General features: G+C 57.9%; 12 protein-coding genes. 3 read left to right on the forward strand and 9 right to left on the reverse strand.

Going from position 1 to position 13565, the window contains the following annotated elements; translation table 11 throughout:
• Nucleotides 1-10 precede the first annotated feature (10 nt).
• Together DSD31_RS23150 and DSD31_RS23155 are read right to left on the reverse strand one after the other, a co-directional pair.
• Nucleotides 11-1318: a 6-phospho-beta-glucosidase gene (locus DSD31_RS23150; protein ID WP_032718591.1), complete on the reverse strand. Its 1308-nt coding sequence runs from the start codon at nucleotides 1316-1318 to the stop codon at nucleotides 11-13.
• Between the two features lie 79 nt (nucleotides 1319-1397).
• Nucleotides 1398-1661: a PTS sugar transporter subunit IIB gene (locus DSD31_RS23155; protein WP_230132549.1), complete on the reverse strand. Its 264-nt coding sequence runs from the start codon at nucleotides 1659-1661 to the stop codon at nucleotides 1398-1400.
• 305 nt (nucleotides 1662-1966) lie between these two features.
• Between DSD31_RS23155 and DSD31_RS23160 the strand changes: the two genes are divergently transcribed.
• The 3 genes from DSD31_RS23160 (at nucleotide 1967) to nrdG (ending at nucleotide 5929) form a co-directional block, all read left to right on the forward strand.
• Nucleotides 1967-2710 (forward strand): MurR/RpiR family transcriptional regulator, encoded by a 744-nt coding sequence (locus DSD31_RS23160; RefSeq protein ID WP_015585302.1) that lies wholly within the window; start codon nucleotides 1967-1969, stop codon nucleotides 2708-2710.
• Nucleotides 2711-3076: 366 nt separating this feature from the next.
• Nucleotides 3077-5212 (forward strand): anaerobic ribonucleoside-triphosphate reductase, encoded by a 2136-nt coding sequence (nrdD, locus tag DSD31_RS23165; RefSeq protein ID WP_004857238.1) that lies wholly within the window; start codon nucleotides 3077-3079, stop codon nucleotides 5210-5212.
• Between the two features lie 252 nt (nucleotides 5213-5464).
• A complete protein-coding gene (nrdG, locus tag DSD31_RS23170) occupies nucleotides 5465-5929 on the forward strand; it encodes an anaerobic ribonucleoside-triphosphate reductase-activating protein (protein WP_004857235.1) in 465 nt (154 codons plus the stop codon).
• Nucleotides 5930-5935: 6 nt separating this feature from the next.
• On the opposite strand, the gene DSD31_RS23175 is transcribed toward nrdG, so the two are convergent.
• The 7 genes from DSD31_RS23175 to DSD31_RS23205 all read right to left on the reverse strand — a co-directional run bounded on the left by DSD31_RS23175 (nucleotide 5936) and on the right by DSD31_RS23205 (nucleotide 13544).
• Nucleotides 5936-7846: a BglG family transcription antiterminator gene (locus DSD31_RS23175; RefSeq protein ID WP_004857231.1), complete on the reverse strand. Its 1911-nt coding sequence runs from the start codon at nucleotides 7844-7846 to the stop codon at nucleotides 5936-5938.
• Nucleotides 7847-7868: 22 nt separating this feature from the next.
• The gene (locus tag DSD31_RS23180; protein ID WP_113991340.1) at nucleotides 7869-9020 is read right to left on the reverse strand and encodes a lactonase family protein; all 1152 of its coding nucleotides are present in this window, start codon (nucleotides 9018-9020) and stop codon (nucleotides 7869-7871) included.
• 77 nt (nucleotides 9021-9097) lie between these two features.
• Nucleotides 9098-9838, reverse strand: coding sequence for a 2-dehydro-3-deoxy-phosphogluconate aldolase (gene dagF / locus DSD31_RS23185; RefSeq protein WP_004857224.1), 741 nt, complete (start codon nucleotides 9836-9838; stop codon nucleotides 9098-9100).
• Nucleotides 9835-10953: a DgaE family pyridoxal phosphate-dependent ammonia lyase gene (locus tag DSD31_RS23190; protein ID WP_004857221.1), complete on the reverse strand. Its 1119-nt coding sequence runs from the start codon at nucleotides 10951-10953 to the stop codon at nucleotides 9835-9837. The genes dagF and DSD31_RS23190 overlap by 4 nt, the downstream gene beginning before the upstream one ends.
• A complete protein-coding gene (locus DSD31_RS23195) occupies nucleotides 10937-12070 on the reverse strand; it encodes an amidohydrolase/deacetylase family metallohydrolase (protein ID WP_004857218.1) in 1134 nt (377 codons plus the stop codon). The genes DSD31_RS23190 and DSD31_RS23195 overlap by 17 nt, the downstream gene beginning before the upstream one ends.
• Before the next feature lie 42 nt (nucleotides 12071-12112).
• Nucleotides 12113-12754, reverse strand: a complete 642-nt coding sequence (locus DSD31_RS23200; RefSeq protein WP_004857216.1) for a DUF4310 family protein — start codon at nucleotides 12752-12754, stop codon at nucleotides 12113-12115.
• Nucleotides 12755-12767: 13 nt separating this feature from the next.
• Nucleotides 12768-13544, reverse strand: a complete 777-nt coding sequence (locus tag DSD31_RS23205) for a DUF4311 domain-containing protein (RefSeq protein ID WP_004857213.1) — start codon at nucleotides 13542-13544, stop codon at nucleotides 12768-12770.
• Nucleotides 13545-13565: the final 21 nt, after the last annotated feature.

Here is a 13565-nt window from a genome sequence, read left to right on the forward strand (position 1 = left end):
GAAATAATGGTCAGTTAAATTGCGTCAGCCACTGACGGTTGATAGTTAACACTTCATCCAGTAACGCCTGCGCATCGGTGACGTTCCCCACCAGCGGGTTGGTCACCAGCGCCAGCAGCGCGCTGTCGCGACAGCCGTGGACCGCGGCTTCAATGGTCAGCCGTTCGAACGCTTTCACCTGTTGCGTCAGGCCATTCATCGCCGGAGGCAATGCGCCAAAGGTGAGCGGCCGTGCCCCCTGGGCATCAATAATGCTGTTGGTCTCCACCACCGCGTCATCATCCAGCCCGTGAATCGCACCGTTGTTGCGGGTGTTGACCACCATCTCCTTACCGAGATTGTTGTGGATGGCGGTAATCAGTTCCACGGCAACTTCGGAGTAGTAGGCCCCGCCGCGGAAGCTGAGCTGCGCCGGTTTCTCAGCCAGCCCCGGATCGGCGTACAGCGCGAACAGCTCCTGTTCGACCTTCATCACCTGCTCGGCGCGGGTGCCTTTGCTTTTCGCCGCGGCGATCTCTTCCGCCAGCATCGCCGGCGTCAGCCAGAAGTAGCGGTGATACGGGCAGGGAATCGCGTTCAGCGCCCGCAGAAATTCCGCCGGCCACGGCAGCTCCTTGATGTTATTCATCGACAGCGCCTGGCCATCACACAGCATGTCGATCGCCTTGCGGGTGACATCTTCGCCCCCGCGCATGACCTTATGCACCCAGACCATATGGTTGAGGCCGGCAAAACGCAGTTTGACCTCCTCCTCTCTGGCGCCCAGCATGCCGGCGATCATGTGCTGCATATTAATGGGCACGTTGCACAGGCCAATGATCTTTGCCTTGCTGTAGCGGCTCACCGCTTCAGTGACGATCCCCGCCGGGTTGGTGAAGTTGAGAATAAACGCCTCCGGCGCCAGCGCTTCCACTTTGCGCGCCACCTCAAGGATCACCGGAATGGTCCTCAGTGCCTTAGCGAATCCGCCGACGCCGGTAGTCTCCTGCCCCAGCAGATGATACTTCAGCCCAAGGCGTTCATCCGCCGCGCGCGCTGCCAGCTGGCCGACGCGCAGCTGGGTTAAGACAAAGCTGGCGCCGCGAATCGCCTCATCAAGCGTAAAATGGACGCTGACGGTAACGTGCTCCAGCCCTTTGTGTTTCAACATCCGTTGCGTCAGCGCGGCGATAATCCCGACCTTCTCCCTGCCGGATTCAACATCGACCAGCGCCAGCTCGGTGACCGGAAGCTGCTCATAACGAACGATAATTCCTTCAATAAGCTCCGGCGTGTAGCTACTGCCGCCGCCAATCACGGCGATTTTCAGTGTTTGCATAGAGGCCCCTTTCGGCATGCAGAGAGCCGCACGCAACCGGCATGATTGCGCGTGGTGGTTCAGATTTAAGAGAGAAAAATCAGTGATTAAGCAGCGAAAGCGCCTTATCGAGCACGGCCGCTCCGCGCATCATGCCGTAGTCGGCCATATCAATCACCGCCACCGCTTTACCGTGCGGAGCGGCCAGCGCGCTCAGGCGCCCGGCTTCATACTTCACCTGCGGACCCAGCAGGATCACATCGGCATTGGCCAACTCGCGCTCAAACTCCGCCACCGCAACGGCGTAAATATCCAGCGCCAGCGCGCGCTGCTGCGCTTCCGCCTTCATTTTGTTGACCAGCATGCTGGTCGACATGCCCGCCGCACAACACAGAACGATTCGTTGCATCGCGTTTTCCTCTTGTGGTTTCGTGATCTGGCCCGTCAAGGCATACATGAATATATTGTTAAGATTGTGTAAGAGTGAAGGCTATATGAAAATAATTTTCACCGATGTGATCGGGGATGAATTTTTCAGCATTATTATTGCGTTTTTCAGCGCTGACTTCGCCTGTCATTAGGAAAAACTCTGTACTGGTGCTATAAATGGCAGAAAGCGATAAGTGAAAAATATTTTCAAATCATCTTCCGGAGAAAGGGACAGTCAGGATGGATATCGTAGGTCAGTTGCAGGAAGGGTTAGTTCGTTTTAGCGCTCAGGAGTCGCGAGTCGCCGCGTTTATCCTGAAAAACTTAAGCTTTACCGCCAGCGCTTCTATCGACGAACTGGCCGCCAGCGCCGGCGTCAGCCCGGCGACGATCACCCGCTTTGCCCGCTCCGTCGGCTGCGAGGATATTCGCGATCTGCGCAAACAGCTGGCGCAGGCCAGCGAGCGCCGCGCCAGCTGGCTGGCGCCGGACAGCAATGCCCTGCCCGCCGCCTGGCGGGACGCGCTGAGCTATCTTGGCTCCACCCTCGCCCAGCAGCTGGCGAATACCTCGGAAACGGCGGTGGAAAAGCTCAAATCCCGGCTGCGCGAGGCCCGCGCCGTCCACTGCTTTGCCCTCGGCGCCCAGGATACGGCGCTGGCATCGCTACTCCAGCATCAGCTGCTGCCCGCCGGCATTGCCATTAACCTGTGTCAGGATGCCTCGCTGATGCGCATGACCGCCAGCACCCTCAGCGACGATCATCTGCTGCTGGTGCTGGTGACCGCCGAGGCCGATACGGTTTTACAAAGCGCAACGCTCCAGGCGCGAACCCAGGGCGTCACCATCATCGCGCTAACGCCGCCACAGCATGCGCTGGCCAATATGGCCGCCGATATTATTCCCCTTCCCGATAGTCCGCAGCTGGCACGCTATGCCCTGCTGCTGCTGGTCGATCTGCTTAATGACACCCTGATGGCCTGACGCAGGGCATTTCCGGCCTGAATACTTCCCCCTTCAGGCCATTTTTTGCTTATTTTATAGTCAGATAAATTTACATAACGCCCAGCGCCCACCATCCGTACTCTCGTCTTTTTACTTTGTTCTGCGTCAATAAAATCGCAAACATCTTTGATGCAAATCACTACATATAGAACTTAGAATGCATCCCGGCCCTACATCTTGTATTAATCGTCTATTATGTCAGCACATCCCATCGTTCTGTGGCGGTGGTGGGATGTGGATAAAAAGGGCCGGAACCGACGCAAAACGGCGGCAGCTAAAGCCCCCGCGACGCCGGCGATACTTCCGCCTCTGTGGATAACCTGTTTTATAAAGTATGGAGTGATCATGACACCGCATGTGATGAAACGTGATGGCTGTAAAGTGCCGTTCAAATCTGAGCGCATTAAAGAAGCAATTCTGCGTGCAGCTAAAGCAGCGGGAGTCGATGACGCAGACTATTGCGCCACCGTCGCAGAAGTCGTTAGCCAGCAAATGCAGGACCGTAGCCAGGTTGATATCAACGAGATTCAGACTGCCGTTGAGAACCAGCTGATGTCAGGGCCGTGGAAACAGCTGGCCCGGGCCTATATCGAATATCGCCACGACCGCGATATCGAGCGTGAAAAACGCGGCCGCCTGAACCAGGAAATTCGCGGTCTGGTTGAGCAAACCAACTCGTCCCTGCTTAACGAAAATGCCAACAAAGACAGTAAAGTCATCCCGACCCAGCGCGACCTGCTGGCCGGTATCGTCGCCAAACATTACGCCCGCCAGCATCTGCTGCCGCGCGATGTGGTGCTTGCCCACGAGCGCGGTGAGATTCACTACCACGATCTCGACTATTCGCCGTTCTTCCCGATGTTCAACTGCATGCTGATCGATCTGAAAGGGATGCTGACGCACGGGTTTAAAATGGGCAACGCGGAGATTGAACCACCGAAATCGATCTCCACCGCCACGGCGGTAACGGCGCAGATTATCGCCCAGGTCGCCAGCCACATTTATGGCGGCACCACCATTAACCGCATCGATGAAGTGCTGGCGCCGTTCGTCAAAGAAAGCTTCAACAAGCACCGTAAAATTGCCGAAGAGTGGCAGATCCCTGATGCGGAAGGCTATGCCCGCTCGCGTACCGAGAAAGAGTGCTACGACGCCTTCCAGTCGCTGGAATACGAAGTCAATACTCTGCATACCGCCAACGGGCAGACGCCGTTCGTCACCTTTGGCTTTGGTCTCGGCACCAGCTGGGAATCCCGCCTGATTCAGCAGTCTATCCTGCGTAACCGCATCGCCGGCCTGGGCAAAAACCGCAAAACTGCGGTATTCCCGAAACTGGTATTCGCCATTCGCGACGGCCTGAACCACAAGTTCGGCGACGCGAACTATGACATCAAGCAGCTGGCGCTGGAGTGCGCGAGCAAGCGCATGTACCCGGACATTCTCAACTACGATCAGGTGGTGAAAGTCACCGGTTCGTTTAAAACGCCAATGGGCTGTCGCAGCTTCCTCGGCGTCTATGAAGAAAACGGCGAGCAGATCCACGACGGCCGCAACAATATCGGCGTGATCAGCCTCAACCTGCCGCGCATTGCGCTGGAAGCGAAAGGTGATGAAGCGACATTCTGGAAGCTGCTGGATAACCGTCTGGAGCTGGCTTACAAAGCGCTGATGACGCGCATTGCCCGCCTGGAAGGAGTGAAAGCGCGCGTGGCACCGATCCTGTACATGGAAGGCGCCTGCGGCGTACGCCTGAAGGCCGACGACGATGTATCAGAGATCTTTAAAAACGGTCGCGCCTCTATTTCGCTGGGCTATATCGGTATCCACGAAACCATCAACGCGCTGTCTGGCAACCAGCATATGTACGATAGCGACGCGCTGCGTGAAAAAGGCGTCGCCATCGTCCGACGTCTGCGTGACGCCGTCGACCGCTGGAAAGAAGAGACCGGCTACGGCTTCAGCCTGTACAGCACGCCGAGCGAAAACCTCTGCGATCGCTTCTGCCGTCTTGATACCGCCGAATTCGGCGTCATTGAAGGGGTGACCGATAAGGGCTACTACACCAACAGCTTCCACCTCGATGTCGAGAAAAAGGTTAACCCGTACGACAAGATCGACTTCGAAGCGCCGTATCCGCCGCTGGCCAACGGGGGCTTCATTTGCTACGGCGAATACCCGAATATCCAGCACAACCTGAAAGCGCTGGAAGATGTCTGGGATTACAGCTACCAGCATGTCCCCTATTACGGTACCAACACGCCGATCGATGAGTGCTATGAGTGCGGCTTTACCGGCGAGTTCGAATGTACCAGTAAAGGCTTTACCTGCCCGAAATGTGGCAACCACGATGCCGCCCGGGTGTCGGTCACCCGACGGGTCTGCGGCTATCTCGGCAGCCCGGACGCCCGTCCGTTCAACGCCGGCAAGCAGGAAGAAGTTAAACGCCGCGTTAAGCATTTGGGTAACGGGCAGATCGGCTAATTTCGCCACCGTCATCCCGGATAGCGACGCCAGCGGCCTGTCCGGGCTACAACGCTAATCTCACCATCGTCCCCCCGGAGGCGCCGCCAGCGGCTTATCCGGGCTACAACGCACCAGCGTAGGTTTCCTCAAATCAGTTGGCGTTGTAGCAAGGCGGCAAACGAGTCAGTCCCGGGGAGCTTACTGTAGTAAGTGACCCGGGCGAGCGAGCGCAGCCAACGCCGCTGCAGCGTCAAATGAGAAGAGGAAACAATGAATTACCATCAGTATTACCCTGTCGACATCGTCAACGGCCCCGGCACTCGCTGCACCCTGTTCGTCTCCGGCTGCGTCCACGAATGCCCCGGCTGTTATAACAAGAGCACCTGGCGACTCAACTCCGGGTTGCCGTTCACGACCGAGATGGCCGACCGTATCATCGCCGACCTCAACGACACGCGGATCAAACGCCAGGGGATCTCCCTTTCCGGCGGCGATCCCCTGCATCCGCAGAACGTGCCGGAGATCCTCGCGCTGGTGCGCCGCATCCTCGCCGAATGCCCCGGCAAGGATATCTGGGTCTGGACCGGTTATAAGCTCGACGAGCTGAACGACGCGCAGCGGGAAGTGGTTGATCTGATTAACGTACTGGTCGACGGCAAGTTTGTCGAAGATTTAAAAGATCCGGCGCTGATCTGGCGCGGCAGCAGCAATCAGGTCGTCCACCGCTTGAGATAGTGACGTTCAAAAACGGCTGACGCACTCCACCGCCACCGCTTTGAACTCATCGAAACTGCGTGTCTCGGCAAGCCGGACCATCGCGCGCTCGCGCAGGAAAGTGACAAAAATATCGTAGATCGCCATCGCCTCTTCATACTCGCTTTTGCTGATCGCCAGCAGGAAGATGATATGGGCCGTTTCATCACCCCAGGCGATACCATTCGGCGCAATGACGGTATAGACCACGGTTTTTTGCGCCAGCAGGCCAAGGGCGTGAGGCAACGCAATACCGTCGCCCAGCATGGTGCTGACGATGGCCTCGCGTTCGACCACCGAGTCATGGAACCCGGCATCGACAAATCCTTCCTGCTGCAACTGCTGGCATAGCCCGGCAAACAGCGTCTGCCGATCGATCGGCGCATCGATCACCTGGAAATGGGCCGCATCGAAATATTTATTCAGCACCCACGGACGGGTCCTGTCCACCAGCACCAGCTTGCCGATTTGATCCAGCTGATAATCGGTCGGAAATGGCGCAATGGTCACCACCGGCTTGTCTTTTTCACCAATCCGCACGGTCGAGATGACAAAATCTTCAGCGACCGCCGCCAGCTGTTCATACTCCCTCTGCGACAGGGTGGCGGCGATTTCTAACTGCGGATATTTACGCTGCAAAATGGCTTCGATCATCCGCACCATCGCATTGCTGGTATCGCATACCAACAGCACCCGCGGCTGCCGCTGATAGCCAATGTTGTAATGACGTTCCAGTCCGACGCCAATATGCAATACCAGGAAACCAATCTCGTTTTCACTGATGGCATAGGGCGTGTATTTCCCCCAGCTGGTCACCGCCGCGAGAGTCATGTCCCACGCCATCGGGTAGTGCTGCTTAATATTATCGAGCAGAGGATTGGGGATCATGATCTGGTAGCGGACTCGGGTGATCATGGTCTTAACGTGGGTCAGCAGATCAGCATGTAGCTGAGTGTCGTCCAGCAGGTTGTAGTTATACTGGCTGTTGATGTAGCGCAGAATGTAGTTTACCAGCGCTTCGCCATCGTCGGCGCTGATGGTACCCGGATCGATGTCCTGAACCTGACGGGCGGCAAGATGTACGCACAGCCACGCTTCCTCTGCCGGAGAGAGGGCCTTTCCCGCCAGCTGCTGCAGCACGGCAGCCAGATCCCGCGCGGCATCCCGCACGTTTTGCGCGACATCCTCCGCGCTGAATTCCGCCAGCGGATAACCCTGGCTGACGCGACGCACCGTCACTGCGCTGTACATCCGGATAAAGCGCTCGCCTTCATCGGTGAGGCGCACGTGGTGCCGGGTCAGGATCTCCTGCAGCATGTCCCCAAGCTGCTCCTGCACATCCGAATTCAGCGCTTCTTCATCGATCAGCGGGTTTATCCCCCCCTGCTGCGCCTGTTGCCATAACAGATCGGTCAGGCAGGCGCGAATCGATACTTCGCTGCCAAACAGCCTCATACCGTGCCGTGGGCGGGTCTCGAGAGTCAGCTGGTAGCGCTGAAAGCGCTCGCGCACTTCGGCCATATCGCTTTGTAACGTCGCCCGGCTGACAAACCACTCGTCCGCCAGATCTTCGAGCTTAATGGAGAACGCAGAGGTCAAAAAGCGCACCAGCAGAAAGTTGATGCGATCCGCCGCCGTACGCGGAATCTGCTGCGGCTTCGGCGCATGCTCTTGCAGAGTCTGGTAGCGGGCCGGGTCGTCGATTTTCAACTGATAGCCGCTGCCGCGAGTGAGTATGAATTGCGCGCCATACTCCACTAACAACGCGTTAAGCGCGGTAATGTCGGCGCGCACGGTACGAGTAGAAACCGACAGCCGCTGCGCCAGCTCATCCTGCGGCAGCGTTTCGTTTTGCAGCAAAGTAAACAGTTGCGCTAAACGTTGGTTGGGAAATCGCATGTCAGTTCCTTCATCTTACGGCTCAAGGTTGAGCGGATATCACCATCTGTGATGGGCTGCCTACCGGGGTGTAGTCCGGGGCAAAGGTCAGCTTACCGCTCTGAGGCGCCACGCTAAAACGGGTAATATTATCGCTACGCTGGTTCATGACGTACAGCCACTGCCCCTGATTATCCAGCGTCAGCGTGCGGGGGTAGTCGCCGCGGGTCCAGATATCTTCCTGATGACTCAGGCTGCCGTCGGCCATCACGCTAAAGTGCGCAATGCTGTTATGTAAACGGTTGGCGACATACAGCTGTTTTCCGTCGGCGCTCAGCGCCAGCCCCGCCGCGAAACTGGTGCCTTTATACGCTTGCGGTAACGCGGAGACCGTTTTGCCCTCGCGCAACAGCCCACTTTTCTTATCAAGATGATAGAACGTCAGCGTCGAGGATTCTTCATTAATCAGCCACAGACCATCCCCTTTCGGCGTAAAGACAAAATGCCGCGGCCCGGCGCCGGCAGAAGAGGCGGCGATAAACGGCGGATCGTTCGGCGTGAGCTTGCCGCTGCCGTTGTCCAGCCGGTACTGATAGATCCGATCCAGCCCCAGATCGGTAGAATAAACATATTTCCCGCTCGGATCGGCGGCGATCATATGGGCATGGGGACCGTTATGATCGCTGATAGCAAAGCTCCCCTCGGCGGCCGCAGCCGGCCGTTCTGCGCCGGCAGGGCCCTGATCCTGATGGCTATCAACCGCCTCGCCGAGGCTGCCATCGTCTTTGATCGGCAGCACCGCCACCGTTCCGCTGACATAGTTTGCCACCAGCAGATGACGACCGTCCGGTGTCAGCGACAGATAGACCGGCCCGGCCCCCGCCGAAGAGACCTGATTGAGATCGGTTAGCTCACCGTTGGCTTCAATCCGCCACGCCTGTACCACCCCTTTTTCCACTTCGCTGGCGGCATACAGGGTTTTACCATCATGCGATACGGTGAGCTGGGCCACGTTCGGCAGCGAGCTGACCAGGGCCTTATCGCGCAGCGCGCCGGTTTTACCGTCGACGGTAAACCGGTAGAGGCCTTCGCCATTCGGGTTGTAGGTACCGACCCAGGCATAATGCGTTTGCGCGGAGGCGGTGGCAGCCAGCAGAGAAAGTGAAGCAACAAGCAGGTGACGAGCGGTGGGCATAGTGACTCCTTGATGGTTCGATGAGGGGTTTCCGCACGCGTCTCTCACAAAGCAACGCGTGCGGCGGGACAGCAAACCTATTTGACGAGAGCTTTGGTCATCTCCAGCAGCTGGCGAACGTCCGCCGGACGGGTATTGCCACTGGCTTTATCAATAATCGAGCTATAAATGTGCGGAATAATTTTGCTGACGCCCGCGTCCAGCGCGATCTGCAAAATTTCACTGTAGTTTTCCAGATCGATGCCGCCGGTCGGCTCCAGCCAGAAATCATGGCGGGCGCAGGCCTGTGCCACTGCGACGAACTCATCGCGGTGTTTCAGGCCCCCCATCGGGAAGTATTTGATTGAGCTGCCGCCCATATCCTTCAGCAGGGCGATGGCGGTTTCCAGCGGCACAATGCCGTCCGCTGCGCCGCTGCTCAGCGGCCCGGTCGAGATCTTAACCTTACCCGGTGTGCCGGTCGGCGACACCAGGCCGTTGACCACGGTCTGGTTCTGCCCGAGCAGCGCACGGCTGGCGCCGACGCCGGTGAACACCTGATTGACGTGCTGCGGCTGTACCTGACGCGAGATTTCGCTGACCATAGCCGACTGGTTCGGATCGCCCGCTCCCAGCCCTACTGAGAGTGCGTTATCGATGAGCTGCGCATATTCACGCATATCCGCCACCGCGCTCGCCACGTCCGGGTAGTTTTTGGAGAGCACGCCAACCAGAACGTGACCTTCCGCCGCCTCGTAGATCTCGCGGGCGTTGTCTTTGCTACCCGCCAGAACGTTCAGACATACCCGATCGCGGTAAAAGTTGGGGGTCAGTTTCATGCGTTTTTCTCCTTGTTCAGAACCTCGGCGATGCGACGAGAGACAATCTCCAGCTGCTGCGCGTTCACGCTGCGAACATCGGCTTCAATAATCCCTTCGTTGGCCTTATAGCCGCGGAAATAGATGGCGTATTCGCCCTGTTTCAGCGCATCCACCAGTTCGCCGGTGGCGATGCCGGTAACGGCTTCATCAAATTTGATTTCGCTACGGGCGATATCACGGCCGGCGCTGTCCCAGACAACACGGGCGGTGACGCCATTAAGCGTGTTCAGCTGGTTAATGAACGGCGTCATTTTGGCAACCATCTCATCACCGCTCTCTTTGCGCGCCAGCAGATAGTGTTCAATCGCGCAGGTCAGACCGAGGATCCCCTCTTTACCTACCTTCATCGCCCGACCAATACCCGCCGACTGGCGTTTCACCCACTCAACGTACTGAGTTTTTCCCACCACCAGACCGCTGGTCGGCCCTTCAATCGCTTTCGCGCCGCTGTAAATCACCAGGTCAGCCCCGGCCCGGTAGTAGCATTGCAGGTCTTCTTCTGCCGCCGCATCGACGATCAGCGGCAGGTTATGTTTGCGCGCCACGACCACCGCCTGCTCTACGCTGAGCATGCTTTTCTGCACGCAGTGGTGAGATTTGATATACAGAATCGCCGCGGTGCGCGGGGTAATCGCTGCCGCCAGCTGGTCAGCGGAACATTCGTTGGCGTAGCCCGCCTCCACCAGCTTACCGCCGCCCAGCGCGACCATCGAACCCACCGGCGCGCCAAAGTTGACGTTGTGGCCTTTCGGCAGCACGATTTCATTGTTCTCAATCGGCGTAACGTGCAGATTCTCCAGCAGCCAGCTGCTGTCTTTCACCAGCACCGCCGCGACCGACTGCGCGATCCCCGCCGAGGCGCAGGAGACGACGGTCGCCCCCTCCACATCCAGCAGCTGCGCAATGTATTCCCCGGTTTTATTCACCAGGTCTTTGATTTCGAAATAGTGATTCATGCCGCTCATCACCGCCTCCACCACTTCCGGACGCGGAGTGGAGACACCCAGCGCCGTCATGCGGCCGGAGGTATTGATGACTTGCTTGAGATGGTATTTTTCAAAAATCGAAGGCATTTTCCGCGCTCCCTTGTTCGGTCAGATAGCCCTTGCCTGCGCGAATCGCGGCAAGCGGCACCAGAATATTGTCAGCCTGCAGGCTCTCTTTTTCCGCGTCGACCAGTAACGTCGGCGCATGCTGCACGGTAAACAGCGTTAAATCGGCATCATAGCCCACGGCCAGCTGCCCTTTGCTCTTCAGGCGCAGCCCACTCGCGGCATTCACGGTGACACAATCAATGACCTGCGGCAGCGTCATGCCGATGGCGAGGAACTTCGACATCACCAGCGCCAGCGAGCGAACCGGGCCGTCAATACGGTTGCGGCAGTAAATATCGGAACTGATGCTGTGCGGCAGAATGCCCATCGCAATGGCCCGTCGGGCCACTTCGAAGCTGAAGCTGGCGGTACCGTGGCCGACATCAAGCCGCACGCCGCGCTGCAGCGCGCGGGTAATCGCGCTGCGCAGCTCACCTTCTGGCGTCAGGATGCGGTTCGGTTTGCCGTTATAGCAGTGGGTAATGATGTCGCCTGCGCTGAGCCGTTCGGCGATTTCATCGAGGTTCGGCGGGTTGTTGCCGATATGCACCATCAGCGGCAGATCGCCGTTTTCCCGCTGGATGGCTTTCGCCCGCTCCAGCGGCGTAATTCCGTTCTCGCCGACAACGCTGCTGCTCATGCGCGCCTTCAGGCCGACGATAAAATCCGGGTGGCGTGCGACCGCCTGCTTCACCGCATCCGCGTCAATGTTGGCCATATTGGCCAGCTCGTTCTGGGCAATCAGCCCGACGCGGGAGATATTGAGCAGCGCATAAACGTCGGTAGCCGCTTCGCGGGTCAGCTGATAAAAGTCATCGACATCGTCTGCACCGGTGCTCCCGGCATCAATCACGGTGGTGACGCCGGTAGCAATACCGATGCTGTCCGGCTGGTCATGATAAATCGGTGACTTCGGGTAGCAGTGAACGTGGGAATCAATCCAGCCGGCGCTGACATAATAATTACCATGCAGATCGACGGTTTTGCGCGCAGACGCGCTAATCTCGCCCAGCGCGGCAATTTTTCCGTCCTGGATGGCGATATCGGTCAGGGTATCGTCGACGAGGCGCGCACGGCGCAGGAGTAAATCAAACATACGTATCTCCTGTTAAGGCGGGCGCATAGGCGCCCGTTGGTGTCACAGCGCTACCGGGAATAGCGAACCTAAAATCATTGCGCCGAGGATGGCGCCGCCGGTGATCGGCTTCTGCCAGATGTAGAACAGCAGCGCGCCGACCAAAGAACCGATACCGATAGGAATTGAGGCGGTCATGGCGCTGAGGATAATCAACGGCCCGAGGAAACGGCCCGAGGCGTTACCGGCCCCCATCATCACATCGGCACCGTAGGTGGAGTCGCTCTGATTGATGGTGAACTTACGCGCCAGAATAATGATGTAGCCAATCGCCAGGCCCAGCGCGAGACCGGTCGCCAGCGAGGCGGCAAAGTTCGCCACCGGGAAGACAATACCAGCCCCGAGCAGCAGCGCCGGAACGCCAAGACCGACGCCGGTCTGAATCGCGCCGCCGATATCGAGGATCCCGACCAGCGAACCTTCGATAATACGGGCGAAGAGGAAGCTGGCGCCGAACGCGGCTACCGCGCCATAAGCGCCGGTATCAATACCCGCTTTCAGCATGGCCACGAAGGCCACTTCGTTAAATGCGCCGATGCCGTAGAGGTAATACATGTGGGTCCCGGCGAAAACACCGGACGAAAGCAGACCAACAAAAATCGGAAACGACCAGTCGGCATACCAAAAACCTTTATTCTGTTCCATTTAGAGGCTCCTGTTATTTGCCGCTGAGCGAGTTGTGGATCAGATCCAACCAGTTCGGCACGGTCAGATGGAAGGATTGCAGTGTCTTAATGTCAAAGCCGCGGAAGAAGGCGCTCAGGACAAACAGCGCAATAATGGCGGACATCATCACTTTGGTGACGCGGTTCCAGCCGCTCTCTTCTACGCCTTTACCGATCAGGATCCCCAGTACCAGGCCCGGTACGGCGTTGCCCATAATCAGCTGCGCCGCGCCGCCGAAAATAGTGGCCCAGAAGCCCGATTTTTTTCCGGCGTCGATGGCCGCCAGCCAGAAGATAACCGGCATTACGGTGTTAACCAGCAGGTTGGCCGCCGGGACCAGCACCTTCACCGCGGTGACCTGCAGCGCTTCCGGTACGGAAGAGGCGGTCAGGTTTAAGAAGGCGACCACCAGCATGCCGATGATGCCGCAGGCAATCGCCATTTTCTTCGGATCGTGCAGCGTTTCGCCGACGTTACGATTTTTCAACATCAATGCCGCAGCGCCCCAGTTCGGGATAATGCGATGATCGACGTCCTGGGTGAATGAGCCTGCTGCAACGGAAGAGGCCCAGGCGTTAAAGAAGAATCCCAGACCAAAGGAGAAGTGAGAAGCCGGATCGCCTTCGCAGGAATTCAGCTCGCCCAAGGTACGAAACGCCCCCATCCCCTGGGTGGTAGGCGCATGAAACATGCGTGCCGCTCCGGCGCCCACTCCGACGCCGACCAGGCCGCCGATAATGAGCGATTTTATTAAAATTATCAGGAACATAGTTTAACCCTATGATGAAAT

The organism is Klebsiella sp. X13 (genome assembly GCF_003323835.1).
Taxonomy (GTDB): domain Bacteria; phylum Pseudomonadota; class Gammaproteobacteria; order Enterobacterales; family Enterobacteriaceae; genus Klebsiella; species Klebsiella ornithinolytica.

What these genes read in the sequence shown, in the direction of transcription:
- DSD31_RS23150 (WP_032718591.1), bottom strand. Translation starts at nt 1,318, where the DNA reads ATGCAAACACTGAAAATCGCCGTGATTGGCGGCGGCAGTAGCTACACG.
- DSD31_RS23160 (WP_015585302.1), top strand. Translation starts at nt 1,967, where the DNA reads ATGGATATCGTAGGTCAGTTGCAGGAAGGGTTAGTTCGTTTTAGCGCT.
- DSD31_RS23155 (WP_230132549.1), bottom strand. Translation starts at nt 1,661, where the DNA reads ATGCTGGTCAACAAAATGAAGGCGGAAGCGCAGCAGCGCGCGCTGGCG.
- DSD31_RS23205 (WP_004857213.1), bottom strand. Translation starts at nt 13,544, where the DNA reads ATGTTCCTGATAATTTTAATAAAATCGCTCATTATCGGCGGCCTGGTC.
- DSD31_RS23195 (WP_004857218.1), bottom strand. Translation starts at nt 12,070, where the DNA reads ATGTTTGATTTACTCCTGCGCCGTGCGCGCCTCGTCGACGATACCCTG.
- DSD31_RS23175 (WP_004857231.1), bottom strand. Translation starts at nt 7,846, where the DNA reads ATGCGATTTCCCAACCAACGTTTAGCGCAACTGTTTACTTTGCTGCAA.
- DSD31_RS23180 (WP_113991340.1), bottom strand. Translation starts at nt 9,020, where the DNA reads ATGCCCACCGCTCGTCACCTGCTTGTTGCTTCACTTTCTCTGCTGGCT.
- nrdG (WP_004857235.1), top strand. Translation starts at nt 5,465, where the DNA reads ATGAATTACCATCAGTATTACCCTGTCGACATCGTCAACGGCCCCGGC.
- dagF (WP_004857224.1), bottom strand. Translation starts at nt 9,838, where the DNA reads ATGAAACTGACCCCCAACTTTTACCGCGATCGGGTATGTCTGAACGTT.
- DSD31_RS23200 (WP_004857216.1), bottom strand. Translation starts at nt 12,754, where the DNA reads ATGGAACAGAATAAAGGTTTTTGGTATGCCGACTGGTCGTTTCCGATT.
- nrdD (WP_004857238.1), top strand. Translation starts at nt 3,077, where the DNA reads ATGACACCGCATGTGATGAAACGTGATGGCTGTAAAGTGCCGTTCAAA.
- DSD31_RS23190 (WP_004857221.1), bottom strand. Translation starts at nt 10,953, where the DNA reads ATGCCTTCGATTTTTGAAAAATACCATCTCAAGCAAGTCATCAATACC.